This window comes from Pseudoalteromonas sp. 2CM36K (assembly GCF_023161865.1).
Taxonomy (GTDB): domain Bacteria; phylum Pseudomonadota; class Gammaproteobacteria; order Enterobacterales; family Alteromonadaceae; genus Pseudoalteromonas; species Pseudoalteromonas tetraodonis.
Map to the genome: position 1 here is coordinate 69,056 of NZ_JALNTK010000011.1, position 18,199 is coordinate 87,254.

Consider the following 18,199-nt stretch of genomic DNA (forward strand, 5'->3'; position numbering starts at 1 on the left):
GCTTATATTATTGATATTCTTGGAGGAACGTACTATTAGAGGCGGCAAGAAAGGGCAACAAACAGCTCAAAAAAATCGTATTAACGAAGAAATTACAGCGCAAGAAGTTCGTTTAATCGACATCGACGGCGAACAAGCTGGAATTCAGTCATTAAAAGACGCGCAAGCTATGGCTGATGCAGCGGGTGTTGATCTTGTAGAGATCAGTCCAAATGCTGAGCCGCCTGTTTGTAAGGTTATGGATTACGGTAAGTTCATCTTTGAAAAAAGCAAAGAACTAAAAGAGCAGAAGAAGAAGCAAAAGCAGATCCAGATTAAAGAAATCAAATTCCGTCCAGGTACGGATGAAGGTGATTATCAGGTTAAGCTACGCAACTTACGCAAGTTCTTAGAAGCTGGCGATAAAGCTAAGATAACTATCCGCTTCCGTGGTCGTGAAATGGCTCACCAAGAAATTGGTATCGAATTATTAAACCGTATTAAAACCGATTTAGAAGAATTAGCAGTTGTTGAATCTTTCCCAAATCGTGTTGAAGGCCGTCAAATGGTTATGATGATGGCGCCGGTTGCTAAAAAGTAATAATTAGGCGATAATACGCACCGAATTTAGCTCAGGTTTGCAAGTGATATGAAAATGTCCACCTGAGTTAACCGGTTTTAAAGTAAAATTGCGGTATTTATATCGGGTTTTCACCGGAACATAGCAGTAAGTTAGGCCTTTAAAGTGGAGCTATAGCAATATATCTCACGCCTTCTTACTAATTTTAAAGCAATACAATTGGAGTTATTGCAATGGCTTACAAGCTAAAAAGTCACAGAGGCGCAGCTAAGCGTTTCAAAAAGACTGCTTCTGGCGGTTTCAAGCGTAAACAAGCGCATCTTCGTCACATTCTGACTAAGAAAACTTCTAAGCGTAAGTTACACCTACGTCCTAAGATGATGGTTCATAAAAATGACCATGGTCTAGTTTCACGTATGTTACCATTCGCTTAATAGGGGTTTTTAGAAATGGCAAGAGTTAAACGCGGCGTTGTCGCACGTGCACGTCACAAAAAAGTTTTAAAACAAGCGAAAGGTTACTACGGAGCACGTTCACGTGTTTACCGCGTAGCTTTCCAGGCTGTTACTAAAGCGGGTCAATACGCTTACCGTGACCGCCGTGCTAAGAAACGTACTTTCCGTCAACTATGGATTGCACGTATCAATGCTGCTTCACGTCAAAATGGTCTGTCTTACAGCCGTTTTATCAATGGTCTTAAAAAGACATCTGTAGAAATCGATCGTAAGATCCTTGCAGATATCGCTGTTTACGACCAAGTTGCATTCGCAGCGCTTGTAGCAAAAGCAAAAGAAGGCCTAGCGGCAGCTTAAGTTTTTGTATAAGTAATGAAAAGGAGCCCATGGCTCCTTTTTTTGTGCCTGTAATCTACAGTTTTAGCTATGCCATACCTTTTAGTGCCGTGTATCCATTTAACTTAAATTAGCTAAACCAGAATTTTAGGCATGTTCATTGTTGCTCTTAAGGTTGATATTAATTATGTTTTTATCAGTACTTGAGCAAATAATCAAAGGGAACTGCAGTTGGCTGCATTTTTTTGTTGAACCACCGCAGTTTTGGCATCTAAAAAGCTTTAATTGCTATAATTTCTTTAATTAATGCGTTTGCTAGAGAAGTATATGTTTATAAGTTTATTGGTTTTATCTGCAAGTATGGCAAATAGCGATCATTTACCGCCATTATTACCATGGGAAGGTAGTAGTACCTCACTATTACAACAACAGGGACCTTTAACCACAGACTTTGAAATTTCTGCGGGTGTCTCGTCTCCTAATTATGCTGATACCATGGCATTTGTTGATAGGTTGGTAGCGGCGAATCCCACTCAATTTAAATCAAAAACGATTGGCTATAGTAATAGTAAACGAGCAATAAAAATGTTGATTGCCAGCGAACAAGGTTTTTTTAATGCGGGGCAAATGGCCAATAGCACCAAACCAACCGTGCTTATTCAGGCTGGTATTCACGCTGGTGAGATTGATGGTAAAGATGCAATGTTTATGTTGCTTAGAGATATTGCTACGGGTAAACGACGCGATATATTAAAAAAGGTAAACATTTTATTTATTCCAATATTAAACGTTGATGGTCACGAGCGTAGTAGTGCGTTTAATCGTATTAATCAGCGTGGCCCTGTCAAAATGGGTTTTAGAACAAACGCAAATAATCTTAATTTAAATCGTGATTTCACTAAATTAGATACCCCCGAGGTTAAAAGCGTACTTGCAGTCATTAACGATTATAATCCGAATTTATATATAGACGTACATGTGACTGATGGGGCTGATTACCAATACGATGTCACCTACGGCTATAACCCAGTATTTGCTAGCGAGTCGCCTGCCATTTCAGATGCGCTTAACCGTTATTTTAAACCAGTGATTGATCAAACTCTCGCTGAGCAAGGCCATATTCCGGGCCCTTTAGTGTTCGTTATGGATAAGCAAGAATTTAAATCGGGGCTGGCCGGTTGGGTTGCCACACCGCGGTTTTCAAACGGGTGGGGTGATTTAAAGTCATTGCCTACCATTTTAGTTGAAAACCATTCTTTAAAGCCATACAAACAACGCGTGTTAGGGACTTATGTGTTTATAGATGGTGCTATTGAAGCATTATCAGCGCATAAAGATAAACTCGCTAATGCAGTAAAAAAAGAACAAGAATTTGTTCCTAAGCAATTAATTGTTAAGCGTGGTTACTCTGAGCAGCCTGATCATATCGCGTTTAAAGGTATTGCTTATTCTAAAAGCCTGAGCCCATTGTCAAATCAACAAGAAGTAAGCTATTTGGGTAAAAAACAAGATTATGACAAGCTGCCTATTTTTTGGCAAAAAGAGGTGCAGCACAGGGTTGAAGTACCAAAATCATTTTTTATTCCACCTGTTTACACCGATATTATTGAGAAATTAGTCCTGCATGGGGTGTCAGTTAATAAGCTCAGTGGTGCCAACACTCAGCCATTAAAAATGGCAAAAGTAGCGCAATATAGTTTTGATAAAGCGCCATTTGAAGGGCGTTTTAGAGTGTCGGCTAGTTTTGATTATGTACCAGCTACAAGTGTGGATTTAGATGGTTGGTTTGAAGTGAGTACACAGCAAAAGGTAGGAGAGTTAGCTGTCCACTTGCTACATCCTGAGGCACCAGATTCATTTTTTGCTTGGGGGGAGTTTAATAGTATTTTTCAGCGCACTGAATATATGGAAAATTATGCTTTGATACCGTTTGCTGAAAAAATGCTTGCTGATGACCCAAAATTAGCCCAAGAATTTGATAAAAAAGTAAACCAAGATAAAGACTTTGCTAAGAACGCTGATGCACGTTTAAATTGGTTATATGAGCATAGCCCATTTTATGATCAAGCTTATTTAAAATACCCAATTTTAATGTCATACGAAGAGAATATAGTTATTCCAGCACAAAAAGATAAAGAAATATAAGATGAAAATAATCACTATTCCCGTAACCCCGTTTATGCAAAATTGCCGCATTATAGTATGTGAACAAACCCAGCAAGCTGTCGTGGTTGACCCTGGCGGTGATGCTGACAAAATTAATGCAGCACTTAAGCAGCATAATTTATCATTGGCAGCGATTTGGTTAACCCATGGGCATTTAGATCATGTGGGCGCTGCGCATAATTTACGCGAGCAACACAAGATAAAAATGATTGGGCCTCATGAGGATGAACGTTTTTGGTTCGACAATTTACCGATGCAAGCCACTATGTTTGGCTTTAAACCGATCAATTCCTTCTATCCTGATGAATGGTTAGCTCATGGTGATAGTATCAAGGTTGGGCTGCTTGAATTTAAAGTACTTCATTGCCCAGGGCATACACCAGGGCATGTTGTGTTTTATCAACAAGCACACAATACGGTTATCGTCGGGGATGTTATTTTCAAAGGTTCAATAGGGCGTACCGACTTTCCTAGAGGCGACAGCAAGCAGCTAATCGACTCTATAGTGCAACATATCATGACATTACCACCGAACACTGCAATTTTAAGTGGTCATGGTAACAACACCCATGTTGCTCATGAACAGGCTACTAACCCATTTGTAAGTGGCCAGTTTGGTTGATGTGCATATTTGTTAAAAATAAGCAGACTGCTTTTTAAAAAGGCTGTATAATTTAACCAATTTATTAGATAAATAAGAAATAAAATGTCTCTAAATCACGTAGATCGCCAAATATTGGCACTTTTACAACAAGATGCAAGTTTATCAACTGCTGAGATTGCAGACAAAGTCGGACTTTCTCAGTCTCCTTGTTGGCGTCGTATTGCTAAATTAGAACAAGATGGCTATATCAAAAGTAAAGTCGCACTGCTTGATGAAAAAAAGCTGGGCTTTGATATGTTGGTTTACGCCCATGTACGTTTATCAAACCATGGTAAAAAGAATTTAGCTGAGTTTGAAAAATTAATACTTAGCTATGATGAAGTGACTGAATGTTACACCATGGCTGGCACTATGGACTTTATGTTGCGTATTATTTCTCAAGGCATAGAAGGTTATGAGCACTTTGTACGCGATAACTTGCTTAGCTTAGAATATGTACAAGAGGTTCATTCTAATGTGACCATGACGTGTGTTAAACGAAGCACAGCACTGCCACTTTAAACTTTACTAAGCAGCTAAAAACACACAGGCTGAATTAACTATAATTGTGAAATGAGCGCTAATTCGATAAAATCTAGCGCTTTTTTTGTTAGCGAAATAAAACTGAGGAACTCAATGTTTAACTTACTCAGCAGAGCGCCAAGCTCTGCTAAAAACGATATTCTCTCTGGATTGACAGTGGCACTTGCCTTGATCCCAGAAGCTGTTGCATTTGCCTTTGTTGCAAATGTAGAACCTCTTGTTGGTTTATACGCTGCATTTATTGTGGGCTTAATTACGGCTATTTTTGGTGGTCGTCCGGGTATGATTTCGGGTGCAACCGGTGCATTAGCGGTTGTGATGGTAAGTTTAGTACTTGATCACGGAGTGGAATACCTATTTGCCACTGTGTTGCTGATGGGGCTACTACAAATATTGGCTGGGGTATTTAAGCTCGGTAAATTTATTCGTATGGTTCCACATCCTGTTATGCTCGGTTTCGTTAACGGTTTAGCGATTGTTATATTTTTAGCCCAGCTTGGACAGTTTAAAGTGCCTGATGGTGCTGGCGGCCAAATGTGGATGACGGGCAGTGCGCTTTACATCATGTTAGGTTTAGTGGCGCTAACGATGGCAATTATTCACTTTTTACCAAAATTAACTACCGCGGTGCCTTCATCACTGGTTGCTATTGTTACTGTAACGGGTTTAGTGATTGGTCTTGATTTAGAAGCACGTACGGTACTTGATTTCTTAAAAGGCATGACAGGAAATGAAGCTGCAACCATTGCCGGTGGCTTACCACAGTTTCATATTCCTATGGTGCCTTTTAATTTAGAAACACTACAAATTATCTTTCCATATGCGCTTATTTTAGCAGCAATTGGCTTAATTGAATCGCTGTTAACGCTAAGCTTGATTGACGAAATTACAGAAACCCGTGGCCATTCTAATAAAGAATGTATTGGCCAAGGTGCGGCCAACGTCACATGTGGCTTTTTTGGTGCAATGGGTGGCTGTGCCATGATTGGCCAATCCATGATCAATATTAATTCAGGTGGACGTTCGCGTTTATCAGGTATTAGTGCCGCATTGATGTTACTGGCATTTATTATCTTCGCTTCAAGCTTAATCGAAATGATTCCACTGGCCGCATTAGTTGGGGTTATGTTTATGGTGGTACTGGGTACATTTGAATGGGCGAGTTTCAAAATGATGAAACGTGTGCCTTTATCTGATGCTTTTGTAATTGTATTAGTTTCGGGTGTAACGGTTATTACCGACCTTGCGATTGCGGTGTGTGTAGGTGTTATTGTCTCTGCGTTAGTGTTTGCATGGCAGCATGCAAAACATATTTACACAACTAACTATATTGATAAAGAAGGTTCAAAAGTGTACGAGCTACATGGGCCTTTATTTTTTGGTTCGGTTAAAAACTTTGCTGATTTATTTGATGTTAAGAACGACCCTAAAGATGTGATTGTTGAGTTTAAATACAGCCGCGTTGCGGATCATAGTGCGATTGAGGCCATCGACAGTTTAGCTGACAAATACAATAAAGCGGGTAAAAAGCTGCACCTGCGTCACTTAAGTAAAGACTGTACAGAACTACTTCATAAAGCACGTGACTTAGTTGAAGTGAACGTAATTGAAGATCCGACTTATAAAGTTGCTTCAGATAAGCTTGCTTGAAAAATAAAAGTAAACATTGATAAGCGAAAGGTGGATGCCTTTCGCTTTTTTTATGCGTTTTAAACCATCCGCCAGGGGTAATTGCAACACGAGTTTTAGTTTGTCTAATGTAACAACTAAACCAGAACTGAACATCCATCCTGTATTTATTTAATTTATTGTTTGCGATAGGGCTATTAAAAAGTAAGACAGTTGGTAGTGCTATACCTGACGATAAATCGATATAATAGTGACAAATTTACAAGGTAATAATTAATTTTGAATTGGCAGTCTTTAATTGATAACAGACAACGTTTTTTCTGGCTTTTGCAAATTGCAGGCTGGATAGGTTATGCGTTAGTTAACTACATTGGTTCTAAAGTATTCGAAATGCGTGATATTTACGTATTCGTTATTTTACTAAATGCCTATGCGGGCTGTTTAATGACTGTGCCTCTGCGTTATATTTATCGCAAAATTTGGAATGCCTCACCTTGGGTATTAATTATTGTTGTATTTGGCGCCTCTTATATAACCGGTACATTATGGGCCGTGGTGCAAAAGTTTAACCTGTGGGAAATTTATCGCCACGGATACCGTCCTGAAGAATGGTTTTATTATTTACAACAAGGACTTGATTCTGTTTATATTATTTTGTGTTGGAGTGGTTTGTACTTTGGTGTTAAGTATTACCAGTTATTACAAAGTGAACGTCAAAAAGCCTTAAAAGCAACCACAATGGCGCACGAAGCGCAGTTAAAAATGCTTAGATACCAGCTAAATCCTCATTTTTTGTTTAATACGCTCAATGCAATATCAACCTTAGTTTTGGTAAAAGAAAATAAAGATGCTAACTTGATGGTATCTAAATTGAGTGACTTTTTACGCTATACGCTTAATACTGATCCAATTAAAAAAGTGCCGCTGGAGCAAGAGTTACATGCATTAATGCTCTATTTAGAAATTGAACGTGTACGTTTTGATGAGCGCTTACAAGTTAATGTGGACGTGAGTGAGCAGGCCAAACAAGCATTAGTGCCAAGCTTAATATTACAACCGATCATCGAAAATGCCATTAAGTACGCCATTGCCCATATGTCAGAAGGTGGTGTTATTGATATAAAAGCGCAAGTTTTTGCTAATGAATTATTACTTGAAGTGGGCGATAATGGGCCTGGCACTGATATTGAAAATGGTCAGTTAGTTAATGCACAAGGCGTAGGGGTGGCAAACACCCGAGACAGATTAAAAACGCTCTACGAAAATAATTACTCGTTTGTATTATCACATAATACGCCAAGTGGATTAAAAGTTAATCTGCGTGTCCCGTTTGAGAAGGCTGTGAAGAAATGACAAGAATAAAAACGCTTATTGTTGATGATGAACCATTAGCACGTAAAGGTTTAGCCGTCAGGCTTGAAGAGTTTTCTGATATTGAAGTGATCAAACTGTGTAGCTCAGGTTTTGATGCGATTGAAAGTTGTAAAAACGAAAAAATTGATCTTGTCTTTCTTGATATTCAAATGCCTGGTATGAACGGTTTTGAAGTCGCACGTGCTTTAAGTGAAAGCAGTAAAGATTTACCTGCCATTGTGTTTGTTACGGCGTTTGATCACTTTGCTGTTAAAGCATTTGAAATTCATGCTTTAGATTACATTTTAAAACCCGTTGATGATAACAGATTAAAACAGGCGGTAGAAAAAGTGCATACCTATTTAAAAACTCAGCAGGATAACGCCCATAAGAAAAAACTAGCGAGTTTCGTAGCAGGGATAACAGGTAATAACTGCGAAGAAATTCTAAAGAAATTAGCCACTGGCGATACTTTAACTGATCGTCGCTATCCTGAGTCATTGGCTGTAAAAGAGCAGGGGGAAATTGTCAGAGTACCCGTTGCTACTATACAGTGGGTAGATGCTGCAGGTGATTACATGTGTCTGCATTGCCAAGATGGGCAAACGCATATATTACGTAAAACTATGAAAGAGCTTGAACAAGAATTGGATCCAAGCCTATTTGTACGTGTTCATCGCAGCGCGATTGTTAACACCAAACAAATTAGCAAGCTGGTAACTCAGGTTAGTGGTGAATATTTATTAGTGTTAGATAACGGACAAGAGCTTAAAGTAAGTAGAAGTTACCGTGATAAAGTAAAAGCAGCATTAGCTAGCTAACTTTAATAAATAGCATAAAAAAACGCGAGCTTTTAGCTCGCGTTTTTTATGCGTGTTACGATTACGAAACCGTGACTATTTTCATCGTGTTGGTTGCACCAATCGTTTCCATCGCATCACCGTGGGTAATGATCACGGTATCGCCTGCTTGTAAAGAGCCTGCGGCTACGAGTGTGCTTAATGCATCTTTAACCATGCTATCTTTTTCGCATTTTGTAGAGTCAAAAAATACAGGGTAAACACCACGATACAGTGCTGTTTGACCTAATGTACTTGCATGACGTGAAAGTGAATAAATAGGCAGTCCAGAGCTAATACGCGACATCAATTTTGCCGTGCTACCTGACTCAGTAAGCGTGATAATCGCTTTAACAGAGTCTAAGTGGTTAGCTGCATACATAGCTGATAAGGCAATTGATTCGGCATTAGAAGAAAAACGGCTGTCTAAACGATGTTTAGAAACGTGTGTTTCTTTTTGCGATTCAGCACCTAAACAAACACGCGCCATAGTCGCAACGGTTTCTTCCGGGTAATCACCAGCGGCTGTTTCAGCAGAAAGCATCACTGCATCTGTGCCATCAAGTACTGCATTGGCAACATCCATAACTTCTGCGCGTGTTGGCATAGGGTTATCGATCATCGATTCCATCATTTGCGTAGCGGTTACTACGGTACGATTTAATGAACGAGCACGACGAATAATAAGTTTTTGTTTACCCATCAGTGCAGCATCACCAATTTCAACACCTAAGTCGCCACGGGCAACCATAACAGCGTCAGACGCTAAAATAATGTCATCAACTGCTTCTTGTGTTTCTACTGCTTCAGCACGCTCAATTTTAGCTAAAAGCTGTGCATTAGAGCCTGCAGCCTCCGCTAATGAACGTACATAACGCATATCATCGCCACTGCGAGGAAAAGAAACCGCAATGTAATCAACACCAATTTCAGCAGCGGTGATTAAATCTTCCTTATCCTTTTCCGTAAATGCAGGTGCCGTTAAGCCACCACCTAAACGGTTAATCCCTTTATTATTAGAAAGGACGCCGCCAACAGTCACAATGGTGTGAACTAAGTGACCTTCAACACTTTCTACGGTAAGTTGAATTAAGCCATCGTTTAATAGCAATAAATCACCAGGGGCAACATCTTGTGGTAGCTCTTTGTAGTCAATACCGACGGCGTTAATATCGCCTTGGCCTTTTTCCATTTTGGCATCAAGAATAAATTTTGCACCAACAGATAAGGTCACTTTGCCTTCTTTGAAGGTTGAAACGCGAATTTTTGGGCCTTGTAAGTCAGCGAGAATCGCGATGTGCTTACCAAGTTTAGTTGCAATATCTCGAACAGCTTGTGCACGGTTTTTGTGATCTTGTGCAACACCGTGTGAGAAATTTAATCGAACGACATTTGCGCCTGCACGAATAATTTTTTCTAAGTTATTATCTCTATCTGTTGCAGGTCCAAGTGTCGCGACTATTTTTGTACGTCTTAACATTAAATTCTCCTGTGTGCTTTTTTTAAGCAAGTTGACGGTTATTTTGTTTTTAGCGATTACTAATAAAGAGCAATCTTTAGTTTTATGCAATTTTTATAACATTGCGACTATTATATACAAAATGAATATGTCATCATTATGACACCGGTGTCACAGGGCGTCAATGATCTAAAAATTTAAATAGCACTGCTATTTCTTCCCCTGAGAGAGCGGTTGTTTGATATAATTGCGGCGTTTATTTTAACTGTAATAAATGCATGTAGCTTTGCTCATGGCTGCGGTCTGAGTATAATGCACGCGGTATTATTTTAATTTACTAACCAAATAGTTGTTACCGAGGAGGGCACTAAATGCAAGTTGCATTAGTAGGGTTAGGCGTTATGGGGAAAAATCTTGCCCTGAACTTGATTGAAAAAGGGATAACGCTTGTCGCTTATGACAAAAACCCAAATGCGGGTGAAGAATTACTAAGTTGTGCTAAATCACAAGGCATGGCTGATAAACTTCACATTGTCTCTGATCTAGGGGATATGGTTAGGCGTTTAGAAGCACCGCGTTCTATTTTATTACTTGTGCCTGCTGGTGAGTTAGTTGATGCGGTTTGCAACGAGCTTATTGAAGCGGGTGTTCAGTGTAGTGACATTATTGTTGATTGTGGCAACAGTAATTACAAAGACGGTATTAACCGTAAGCTCAAATACCAAGATAAGTTTGAATTTGCCACTATGGGTATTTCAGGCGGTGCCGAGGGTGCACGTCACGGTCCAGCTATGATGGCCAGTGGTTCTGAAGGTGGCTGGGAGCGTGTCGAGCCATGGTTTACAAAGGTTGCTGCAAGCTATAAAGGCGAGTCGTGTTTTGCGCGTGTGGGCCAGTCAGCCAGCGGCCATTTTGTAAAAATGGTTCACAATGGAATTGAATACGCACTCATGCAACTGATTGCTGAAGTGTATCAGCTACTTCGTCACGGCACTAATCGCTCACCTAAAGAAATTGCAGAGATATTTAACGAATGGTCTCAAGGGCAGCTAAATAGCTATTTACTGTCAATTTCAAGCCATATTTTATCACTTGAAAATTCGCATAATATTCCGCTTGTAGATTTAATTGACAATAAAGTAGGCGCAAAAGGCACCGGTTTATGGACAGCACAAAACGCCCTTGAATTAGGTATTGCGGTACCGTCGCTAGTGGCTGCTGTACAAGCTCGTCATTTAACCAATGCGTGTAATACCACTGCCGCACAAGAAATGACGTACAGCGCACAAAATACCACGCAAGTAGATATTGATTTAGACGAGCTTAAAGATGCATTTACCCTTGCGAGCCTGTTGGCATACCGTCAAGGACTTGCATTAATTAAAGGCGCTTCACGAACTCATCAATGGAAAGTTGATTTAGCGAAAACGCTACAAACATGGCGTGCAGGGTGTATTATCCGTGCTGATTACCTTGATAGTGTAGCGCAAGGCGTTGAGTTTATTGACACGCTTGAAAAAGAGTCATTAGCGATGCGTAAAGTGACTGGCCAAGCCGTTATGACGGGTCTGGCGTTTCCTGTGCTTAGTGCAACACAAACCTACTTAGCAACGCTAACAACACCAAGTAATGGGCACTTAGTTCAAGCCCAGCGTGATTACTTTGGTGAGCACGGCATTAAAACTCACAGTGGTGAAACGTGTCATTTAACTGACTTAGTTGATATTGACGCAAAAGTTCGTTAATAAAATCTAAGTAAACAAAAAAGGACGCTATATAGCGTCCTTTTTTGTTATTCGCTTAACTGATTACTTAACGGGTCAGCTCACCACGCAGGTTATCTTGCATTAAATGGCGAATTGTTTCGATTTCTAGGTTTTGACTAAACAAGTAATGCAGTTTAGTTAAGCATGCTTCTAAGGTCATATCGTAACCGCTGATCACGCCTATGCTTAACAGCGCATTACCCGTGGCATAACCGCCCATGTTCACTTGACCTTTTAAACATTGGGTTAAATTAGTAATTATAACACCCCGCTTACTTGCTTCATCCAGAATATCTAAAAACTCAGGGTCTTGTGGCGCATTGCCTACGCCAAAGCTTAGCAGTACGAGGGCTTTAATATTGCCATTAACTAAGCTTTTTACTACTTCTTTGCTGATCCCTGGGTATAAATACAGCACGCCAATAGCTTGCGGTGTAATAGGGGTAACTTGGAGTTCATTTTCTACATACGGGCTTAATTGCCCTTTGATCAGCTGAATATTAATACCTGAAAGCGCAAGCGGCTCTAAGTTAGGTGAGGCGAATGCATCAAACCCATCTGCATGGGCTTTAGTTGCACGATTACCTCTGAACAACTGATTATTAAAAAATAAGCTGACTTCTGCAATGGGGTAGTTAGCTGCTAAATACATGGCATTAAGGAGGTTAACTTGACCATCTGAGCGTAATTGAGACAGCGGAATTTGTGAGCCGGTTACAATAATAGGTTTAGTTAAGTTTTCAAACATAAAAGATAGAGCTGATGCAGTATAGGCCATAGTATCGGTGCCATGCAGTACCACAAAGCCATCGTAATCTTGGTATTTACTTTTTATGTCATCGGCGATGAGTTGCCAATGAGTCGGTGACATATCTGAAGAATCTATAAGTGGGCAGTATTCATGAATATCAAATAATGGCATTTCTTCACGATTAAACTCTGCGTTATTAACCACGGTTTCGGTTAAAAACCCTTCAGCAGGAATATAGCCACGAATTGATTTTTTCATTCCTATGGTACCGCCAGTGTAAGCGATATAAATGCGTTTACGTTTCATAAAAAAGCCCAGTAAAAAAACTGGGCTTAGTATAACGCTAACTGCTAATCAATACAGCCTGTTAAGGCACTATTGTGCAACTGTACACTCTAAACAGCGGGCATAAACACCTTGTGGATCGTTATAATCATTTAGGTTTTCTACTTCACTGCTTAATTGTTTAATAACACTTTGCAGATTAGCTTGGCTGGCTAATACTGCTGTTTTTTGTGTTTCAAGCCCAAGTACTGATTTAACGGCGGTACTGCTGAAGATATCTTGAAGCATTTTTTCTTGTGGGCTAAGCGATTGCTTAATTGTTTTAACGTCATAATAGTTAAGCTTAGCAAGCTCAGCAGCTGCTTTAATCGCATCTTGTTTATTACCAAGTTTATCAACTAAACCAAGCTCTTGAGCTTGAGAGGCAATCCATACCCGACCTTGGGCAATTTTATCAACTTGCTCTGGGGTCATATTACGTGCCTCAGCAACCACATCTAAAAAGCGTCCATACGCTTCTTCAACACTCATTTGAATAACTTTAGCCATTTTCTGGTTAAGTGGGCGAGTGATTGAAAAACCTGCCAATTCGGTGGTCGCTACGCCATCTGAATACACGCCTATTTTAGCGAGAGTATCTTCAAATGTCATAAAGGTACCAAATACGCCAATTGAACCGGTAATTGTACTCGGCGCTGCCCAAATTTCATTGGCCGCCGATGCAATCCAATAACCGCCTGATGCAGCTACTGAGCTCATTGATGCAATAACGGGTTTACCAGCAGCTTTAAGTGCAAGTACTTCAGCACGAATTACTTCTGAGGCAAACATGCTGCCACCGCCTGAATCTATACGTAAAACCACCGCTTTAACCTTGTCATCAAGTCGCGCTTTGCGAAGGAGGGCTGCAGTTGAATCACCACCAATTTCACCAGCACGGCGTTCACCATCAACAATGGTGCCTTTAGCAACCACAATAGCCACTTTTTCAGTCATAGGGTTATCAAATTCAATAGGCGGTTTTACTAAACTTAAGTATTCACCAAAAGAGACTTGTTTAAATGTTTTACCATCTTCATTTTCTCCAACCAATTCAATTAACTGCTGGCGAATTTGCTGATTGGTTTTTAATGAATCAACCCATTGGTTATCCAGTGCATATTTACCGGCATCACCATTAGCGGCTTGCATTTTAGCTAAATAAACATCCATTGTTTCATCAAAGTTTGACTCATCAAAAGGACGTACAGCACTAACGTCTTGCTTATATTCATTCCATAAAGCACCTAGCCATACGCGGTTAGCTTCTTTAGCTGCCTCTGACATATCGTTTCTGATAAACGGTTCAACGGCCGATTTAAAGGTACCTACACGAAATATATGCTGAGTGACTTCTAATTTTTCTAATGCGTCTTTGAAGTAAAGCGGGTACATACCGTAGCCTTCAATAAGCACACTACCATAAGGATGCATCGCAATTTCGTCTGCATGTGCGGCAATGTAATATTGTGCTTGGGTGTAGTAATACCCTGAGGCAATCACTTTTTTACCAGTTGCTTTAAATGTTTCAAGTGCCTGTGTAATTTGTTTGAGCTTATTTAAATGTGCTTTTGGCATTTCTTGTAAATCAAGCAAAATAGCGCTTATACGTGAGTCTTGTGCTGCTTGATTAATTACTTCAACTACATCGTCGAGCAATATTTCACTGGGTGAGTCAGTACTGGCCGTTGCATCATTAATAGCGGCTTCAACAGGGTCTATATAGGTTTTTTCTTCGACAATAGGGCCATTAAGGTTAAGTCTAAGAACAGAGCCCTCTTCGACAATAATTTTATCACCGTCACTTGATACCGATACGATAAAAATGACGACCAAAAATAAAAACAATACGTTGAGTATTAAACGACGTGAGAAGTTGATCCCCGTCCATATACCTTTAAATACCTTTGCTATCAAAATAGCTCCTTAAATTGGTACAGCTAAAACGTTATTGCCATCTTAGCGTAGAATATAAATAAATTTAACTGCTAAATCGTAACGAAACATTTATAAATTCAATTACACTTGAAATTAAACACGTGTTTATTTAATAAATAATTACTGAAATTATGGCTGTAGTCACTACTTTTAACTCACGCTATTGGTCAAGATAAACGCAGTCAACAGGTTTTAAGTTAAAAAATTATTAAGTTTAATCTGCTCATATATTGCTTATTGTTGGTCATTAAAGCAGAATTGACTAAATGCACACAGGTTAGACCAGTTATTGGGGCACAGGATGTTAGAACAAAAATTAGAACTAAAACACACACAACTACGCAACCGTTTAGTAATGGGATCAATGCATACCGGCCTCGAAGAGGGGTGGCATAATCGTAAACGCCTACGTGCTTTTTATGAAGCACGTGCTAAAGGTGGCACAGCAATGCTCATTACGGGGGGATATAGCCCTAATCTTCGCGGCAAGTTAACGCCTATTTCATCATCATTTAATAGTTATTATGATGTTTTTAAACACCGTGCTTATACACAAGCTGTTCATCAACATGGTGGTAAAATTTGCCTGCAGTTATTGCATGCTGGGCGCTATGCCTATCATCCATTCAATCAAGCCCCAAGTGCTATAAAAGCACCGATCAATCCCTATAAACCTAAGGCTATGTCTTTAAGTTCAATCAAAAAAACCATTGAAGATTTTGCTCACTCTGCATATTTAGCAGAAAAAGCAGGTTACGATGGCGTTGAGGTGATGGGCTCTGAAGGTTACTTAATTAATGAATTTATGGCACCGCATACAAACAAACGAGACGATGAGTTTGGTGGTAGTCTTGAAAACAGAATGCGTTTAGCTGTTGAGATTGTAAAAGCAGTAAGAGCTAAAGTTTCAGATAAATTTTTAATTATTTTTAGACTGTCTGTAATCGATTTAATTCCTAATGGCTCAACTCCTGAGGAAGTAACACAACAAGCTATTGCACTTGAAAAAGCAGGTGTTGATATTTTTAATACTGGCATTGGTTGGCATGAAGCACGGGTACCGACAATTGCAAGCATGGTACCCCCAGGCGCATTTAAAGAAGCGTCAAAGCGTTTGAAAGATGTCATTAGCGTGCCTGTTATTGCCGTAAACCGCATTAATACACCAGAGATTGCTAATGATATTTTAACGGCGGGTGAGGCTGATTTAATCTCTATGGCGCGCCCTTTACTTGCAGATCCCGATTTTTTTAATAAATATCAAGCCAAGCGCTCTGAACATATTAATATTTGTATAGGGTGCAATCAGGGCTGTTTAGACCATGTATTTAAAGGTAAACGTGCTACGTGCTTAGTGAACCCACAAGCGGGTTTTGAACTTGATTACCCTCTAGAAAAAGCCGCAACAGCTAAAAATGTATTAGTGGTTGGAGCGGGTCCTGCTGGGCTTTCTTCAAGTTGCTACTTAGCTCAAAAAGGTCACAATGTAACGCTTATTGACCAAAAGCAGCATATGGGTGGGCAGTTTAATTTAGCCATGCAGATACCAGGTAAAGAAGACTTTAACCATACATTGGCTTATTTTACCAATGAACTTAAGCGTTTAAACGTCACCGTTGAATTAGGCAAAGCATTTGATGACGGTATGCTAAGCCAGTTTGATGATGTGGTTTTTGCCACGGGTGTAAGGCCACGTGAAGCCTCTATAGAATGTAGTGATGACAAACGTGTTTTTGCCTACGATGAAGTCATTCGCGGTGAGGTTGAACTTGGTAATTCGATTGCGATTTTAGGCGCAGGCGGTATCGGTTTTGATATGGTGGCATTTTTAAGTGAACATAAATCACAAAGTATCAGCGACTTTAAAACCCAGTGGGGAATAGAGTGCGATGCTCAGCCTCATAAAGATGAGCGTCAACTTTATATGCTTAAACGCAGTGAAGGGCGCTTTGGTGGTGATTTAGGCAAAACAACCGGTTGGATACATCGTCAAGTTGCTAAACAACATGGCGTTAAGCAAATTGCCAATTGTCAGTACCATCGTTTTGATAAAAACGGCCTAACTATCAGTGTTGCTGGCGAAACACAAGTATTGCCAGTTGATACTGTGATTGCTTGTATTGGCCAAGTGTCTAATGACGAACTATTTAAGGCGCAAGCAGAGAATGCCAAGGTTCATGTTATTGGTGGCGCTAAACTAGCAGCGGCTATTGATGCCAAGCGCGCTATATTCGAAGCCTTACAAGTTGCACGCAGTATCTAATATGCAATTTAAGTAAGTACACGGGTCTGATTATTTTTTAAAGATAGTTAACTTATAATCAGACCCTTATATTGTTGTTTTTTACCTTACCCCATTCCTTGTATAACTAATAAATACGCTATTACGATTTTCAATGGTGTCTCGGCTACAACGCTTAACTGGCAAAATTAAATCTATAAAGCCTCTCATTAGTTCAACCTAATTATTTATACCAATTCGCTTAATTAAGTGATCTATTTTGAGGCTGGAAAAACGTGTTGATAGCTAGGCAAAAAATTCGCTATTTAGTTGTTCTAAATGAGAATTTTTTAACACAGATAGCGACACGTTTAGCCCCGTAAAATGATTAAGTATTATTGCGGATTGGTATTACACGCAAAAGGCGAGCGCCACTTTGTAATGGCACAAATACACGGCTATTTGGGTTGCAATATTATTTGTGTGCTTTTTAACCTTGGTACTTTCTTGATAAGCAAATAATAACAGCGGGGTGCCCATTATATTTTAACCTAAGGGTTTCAATGGTATGCTATTGTTTTGTCTTTTGAGTAATTATAATGGATGCTATTGAGCTTTTATTAACCCGCCAGTCAGATGCAAAACTGACAGAGCCAGGCCCTAATGAAGAACAACTAAACATTATTCAGCAGGCTGGGCTCAGAGTTCCCGATCATGGCTGTATTGCGCCTTGGCAATATATTATTGTTCAAGGGGATGCACGTCATAAGTTGGGTGAAATTTATTATCAAAGCGCTTTGGCCGAGCAGCAAGCTGAAAAAGTAATTAATCGTGCTAAAGAGTTACCCCTTAGAGCACCCATGGTCATTATTGCCATTGCAAAATATCAACAACATCCAAAAGTACCAAGAATAGAACAAGTTCAAAGTGCAGGCTGTGGCGTGCTGGCTATGCAACAAGCCGCATTTGCACAAGGGCTTGGCGGTATTTGGCGCACAGGATACTTTGCACAAAGCCCCAGTGTTAAACAAGCGCTTAACTTAAACAATGATGATGAAATAGTGGGTTATTTGTATTTAGGGACGCCAGCAGTTGAGTGTAAAAAGTCACCGCGCCATAAACCAGAAAACTATTTTAGTTTTTTGTAGCAATAGGATGAACTTTTTATATTCAACATAGTCATAATTTATTAAGTTAATCGTGTTACACTACCGCGG

15 protein-coding genes are annotated in these 18,199 nt (G+C 39.7%); 12 read left to right on the forward strand and 3 right to left on the reverse strand.

The window, feature by feature from the left end; genetic code table 11:
* Positions 1-19: 19 nt before the first annotated feature.
* From infC to MTN97_RS08570, 9 genes are all read left to right on the forward strand, one after another.
* A complete protein-coding gene (gene infC / locus MTN97_RS08530; RefSeq protein ID WP_008466946.1) occupies positions 20-580 on the forward strand; it encodes a translation initiation factor IF-3 in 561 nt (186 codons plus the stop codon).
* A gap of 212 nt (positions 581-792) precedes the next feature.
* Entirely contained in the window at positions 793-993 is a 201-nt protein-coding gene (gene rpmI, locus MTN97_RS08535; RefSeq protein WP_004587840.1) for a 50S ribosomal protein L35, read from the forward strand.
* Positions 994-1,008: 15 nt separating this feature from the next.
* Complete coding sequence (gene rplT, locus MTN97_RS08540) at positions 1,009-1,371, forward strand: 50S ribosomal protein L20 (RefSeq protein WP_008110477.1); 363 nt, start codon at positions 1,009-1,011, stop codon at positions 1,369-1,371.
* A 306-nt stretch (positions 1,372-1,677) separates the two neighbouring features.
* Positions 1,678-3,495 carry a M14 family metallopeptidase gene (locus tag MTN97_RS08545; protein ID WP_248474176.1) on the forward strand — a complete coding sequence of 606 codons (1,818 nt, stop codon included), beginning with the start codon at positions 1,678-1,680 and terminating at the stop codon, positions 3,493-3,495.
* Position 3,496: 1 nt separating this feature from the next.
* Complete coding sequence (locus MTN97_RS08550; RefSeq protein ID WP_248474177.1) at positions 3,497-4,138, forward strand: MBL fold metallo-hydrolase; 642 nt, start codon at positions 3,497-3,499, stop codon at positions 4,136-4,138.
* An 84-nt stretch (positions 4,139-4,222) separates the two neighbouring features.
* Complete coding sequence (locus MTN97_RS08555) at positions 4,223-4,681, forward strand: Lrp/AsnC family transcriptional regulator (RefSeq protein WP_008110469.1); 459 nt, start codon at positions 4,223-4,225, stop codon at positions 4,679-4,681.
* Between the two features lie 114 nt (positions 4,682-4,795).
* Positions 4,796-6,352 carry a SulP family inorganic anion transporter gene (locus MTN97_RS08560; RefSeq protein ID WP_008110467.1) on the forward strand — a complete coding sequence of 519 codons (1,557 nt, stop codon included), beginning with the start codon at positions 4,796-4,798 and terminating at the stop codon, positions 6,350-6,352.
* Between the two features lie 258 nt (positions 6,353-6,610).
* Positions 6,611-7,684, forward strand: coding sequence for a sensor histidine kinase (locus MTN97_RS08565; RefSeq protein WP_008110465.1), 1,074 nt, complete (start codon positions 6,611-6,613; stop codon positions 7,682-7,684).
* On the forward strand, positions 7,681-8,505 hold the full coding sequence (locus MTN97_RS08570; protein WP_008110464.1) for a LytR/AlgR family response regulator transcription factor: 825 nt from the start codon (positions 7,681-7,683) through the stop codon (positions 8,503-8,505). Before MTN97_RS08565 ends, MTN97_RS08570 begins: the two co-directional genes overlap by 4 nt.
* 61 nt (positions 8,506-8,566) lie before the next feature.
* Here MTN97_RS08570 and pyk read toward each other — a convergent pair whose 3' ends face one another.
* Entirely contained in the window at positions 8,567-10,003 is a 1,437-nt protein-coding gene (gene pyk, locus MTN97_RS08575) for a pyruvate kinase (RefSeq protein WP_036982801.1), read from the reverse strand.
* A gap of 350 nt (positions 10,004-10,353) precedes the next feature.
* On the opposite strand from pyk, the gene gndA reads away from it, so the two are divergent.
* Positions 10,354-11,727: an NADP-dependent phosphogluconate dehydrogenase gene (gene gndA, locus MTN97_RS08580; protein WP_248474178.1), complete on the forward strand. Its 1,374-nt coding sequence runs from the start codon at positions 10,354-10,356 to the stop codon at positions 11,725-11,727.
* Positions 11,728-11,794: 67 nt separating this feature from the next.
* On the opposite strand, the gene ansA is transcribed toward gndA, so the two are convergent.
* Both ansA and sppA read right to left on the reverse strand, forming a co-directional pair.
* Positions 11,795-12,805: an asparaginase gene (gene ansA, locus MTN97_RS08585; RefSeq protein ID WP_248474179.1), complete on the reverse strand. Its 1,011-nt coding sequence runs from the start codon at positions 12,803-12,805 to the stop codon at positions 11,795-11,797.
* A gap of 69 nt (positions 12,806-12,874) precedes the next feature.
* Entirely contained in the window at positions 12,875-14,740 is a 1,866-nt protein-coding gene (gene sppA, locus MTN97_RS08590; protein ID WP_248474180.1) for a signal peptide peptidase SppA, read from the reverse strand.
* Between the two features lie 322 nt (positions 14,741-15,062).
* Here sppA and MTN97_RS08595 point away from each other — a divergent pair, with 322 nt between their 5' ends.
* Together MTN97_RS08595 and MTN97_RS08600 are read left to right on the forward strand one after the other, a co-directional pair.
* Positions 15,063-17,024, forward strand: a complete 1,962-nt coding sequence (locus MTN97_RS08595; protein WP_248474181.1) for an FAD-dependent oxidoreductase — start codon at positions 15,063-15,065, stop codon at positions 17,022-17,024.
* Positions 17,025-17,581: 557 nt separating this feature from the next.
* A complete protein-coding gene (locus tag MTN97_RS08600) occupies positions 17,582-18,130 on the forward strand; it encodes an NAD(P)H nitroreductase (RefSeq protein ID WP_248474182.1) in 549 nt (182 codons plus the stop codon).
* Positions 18,131-18,199: the final 69 nt, after the last annotated feature.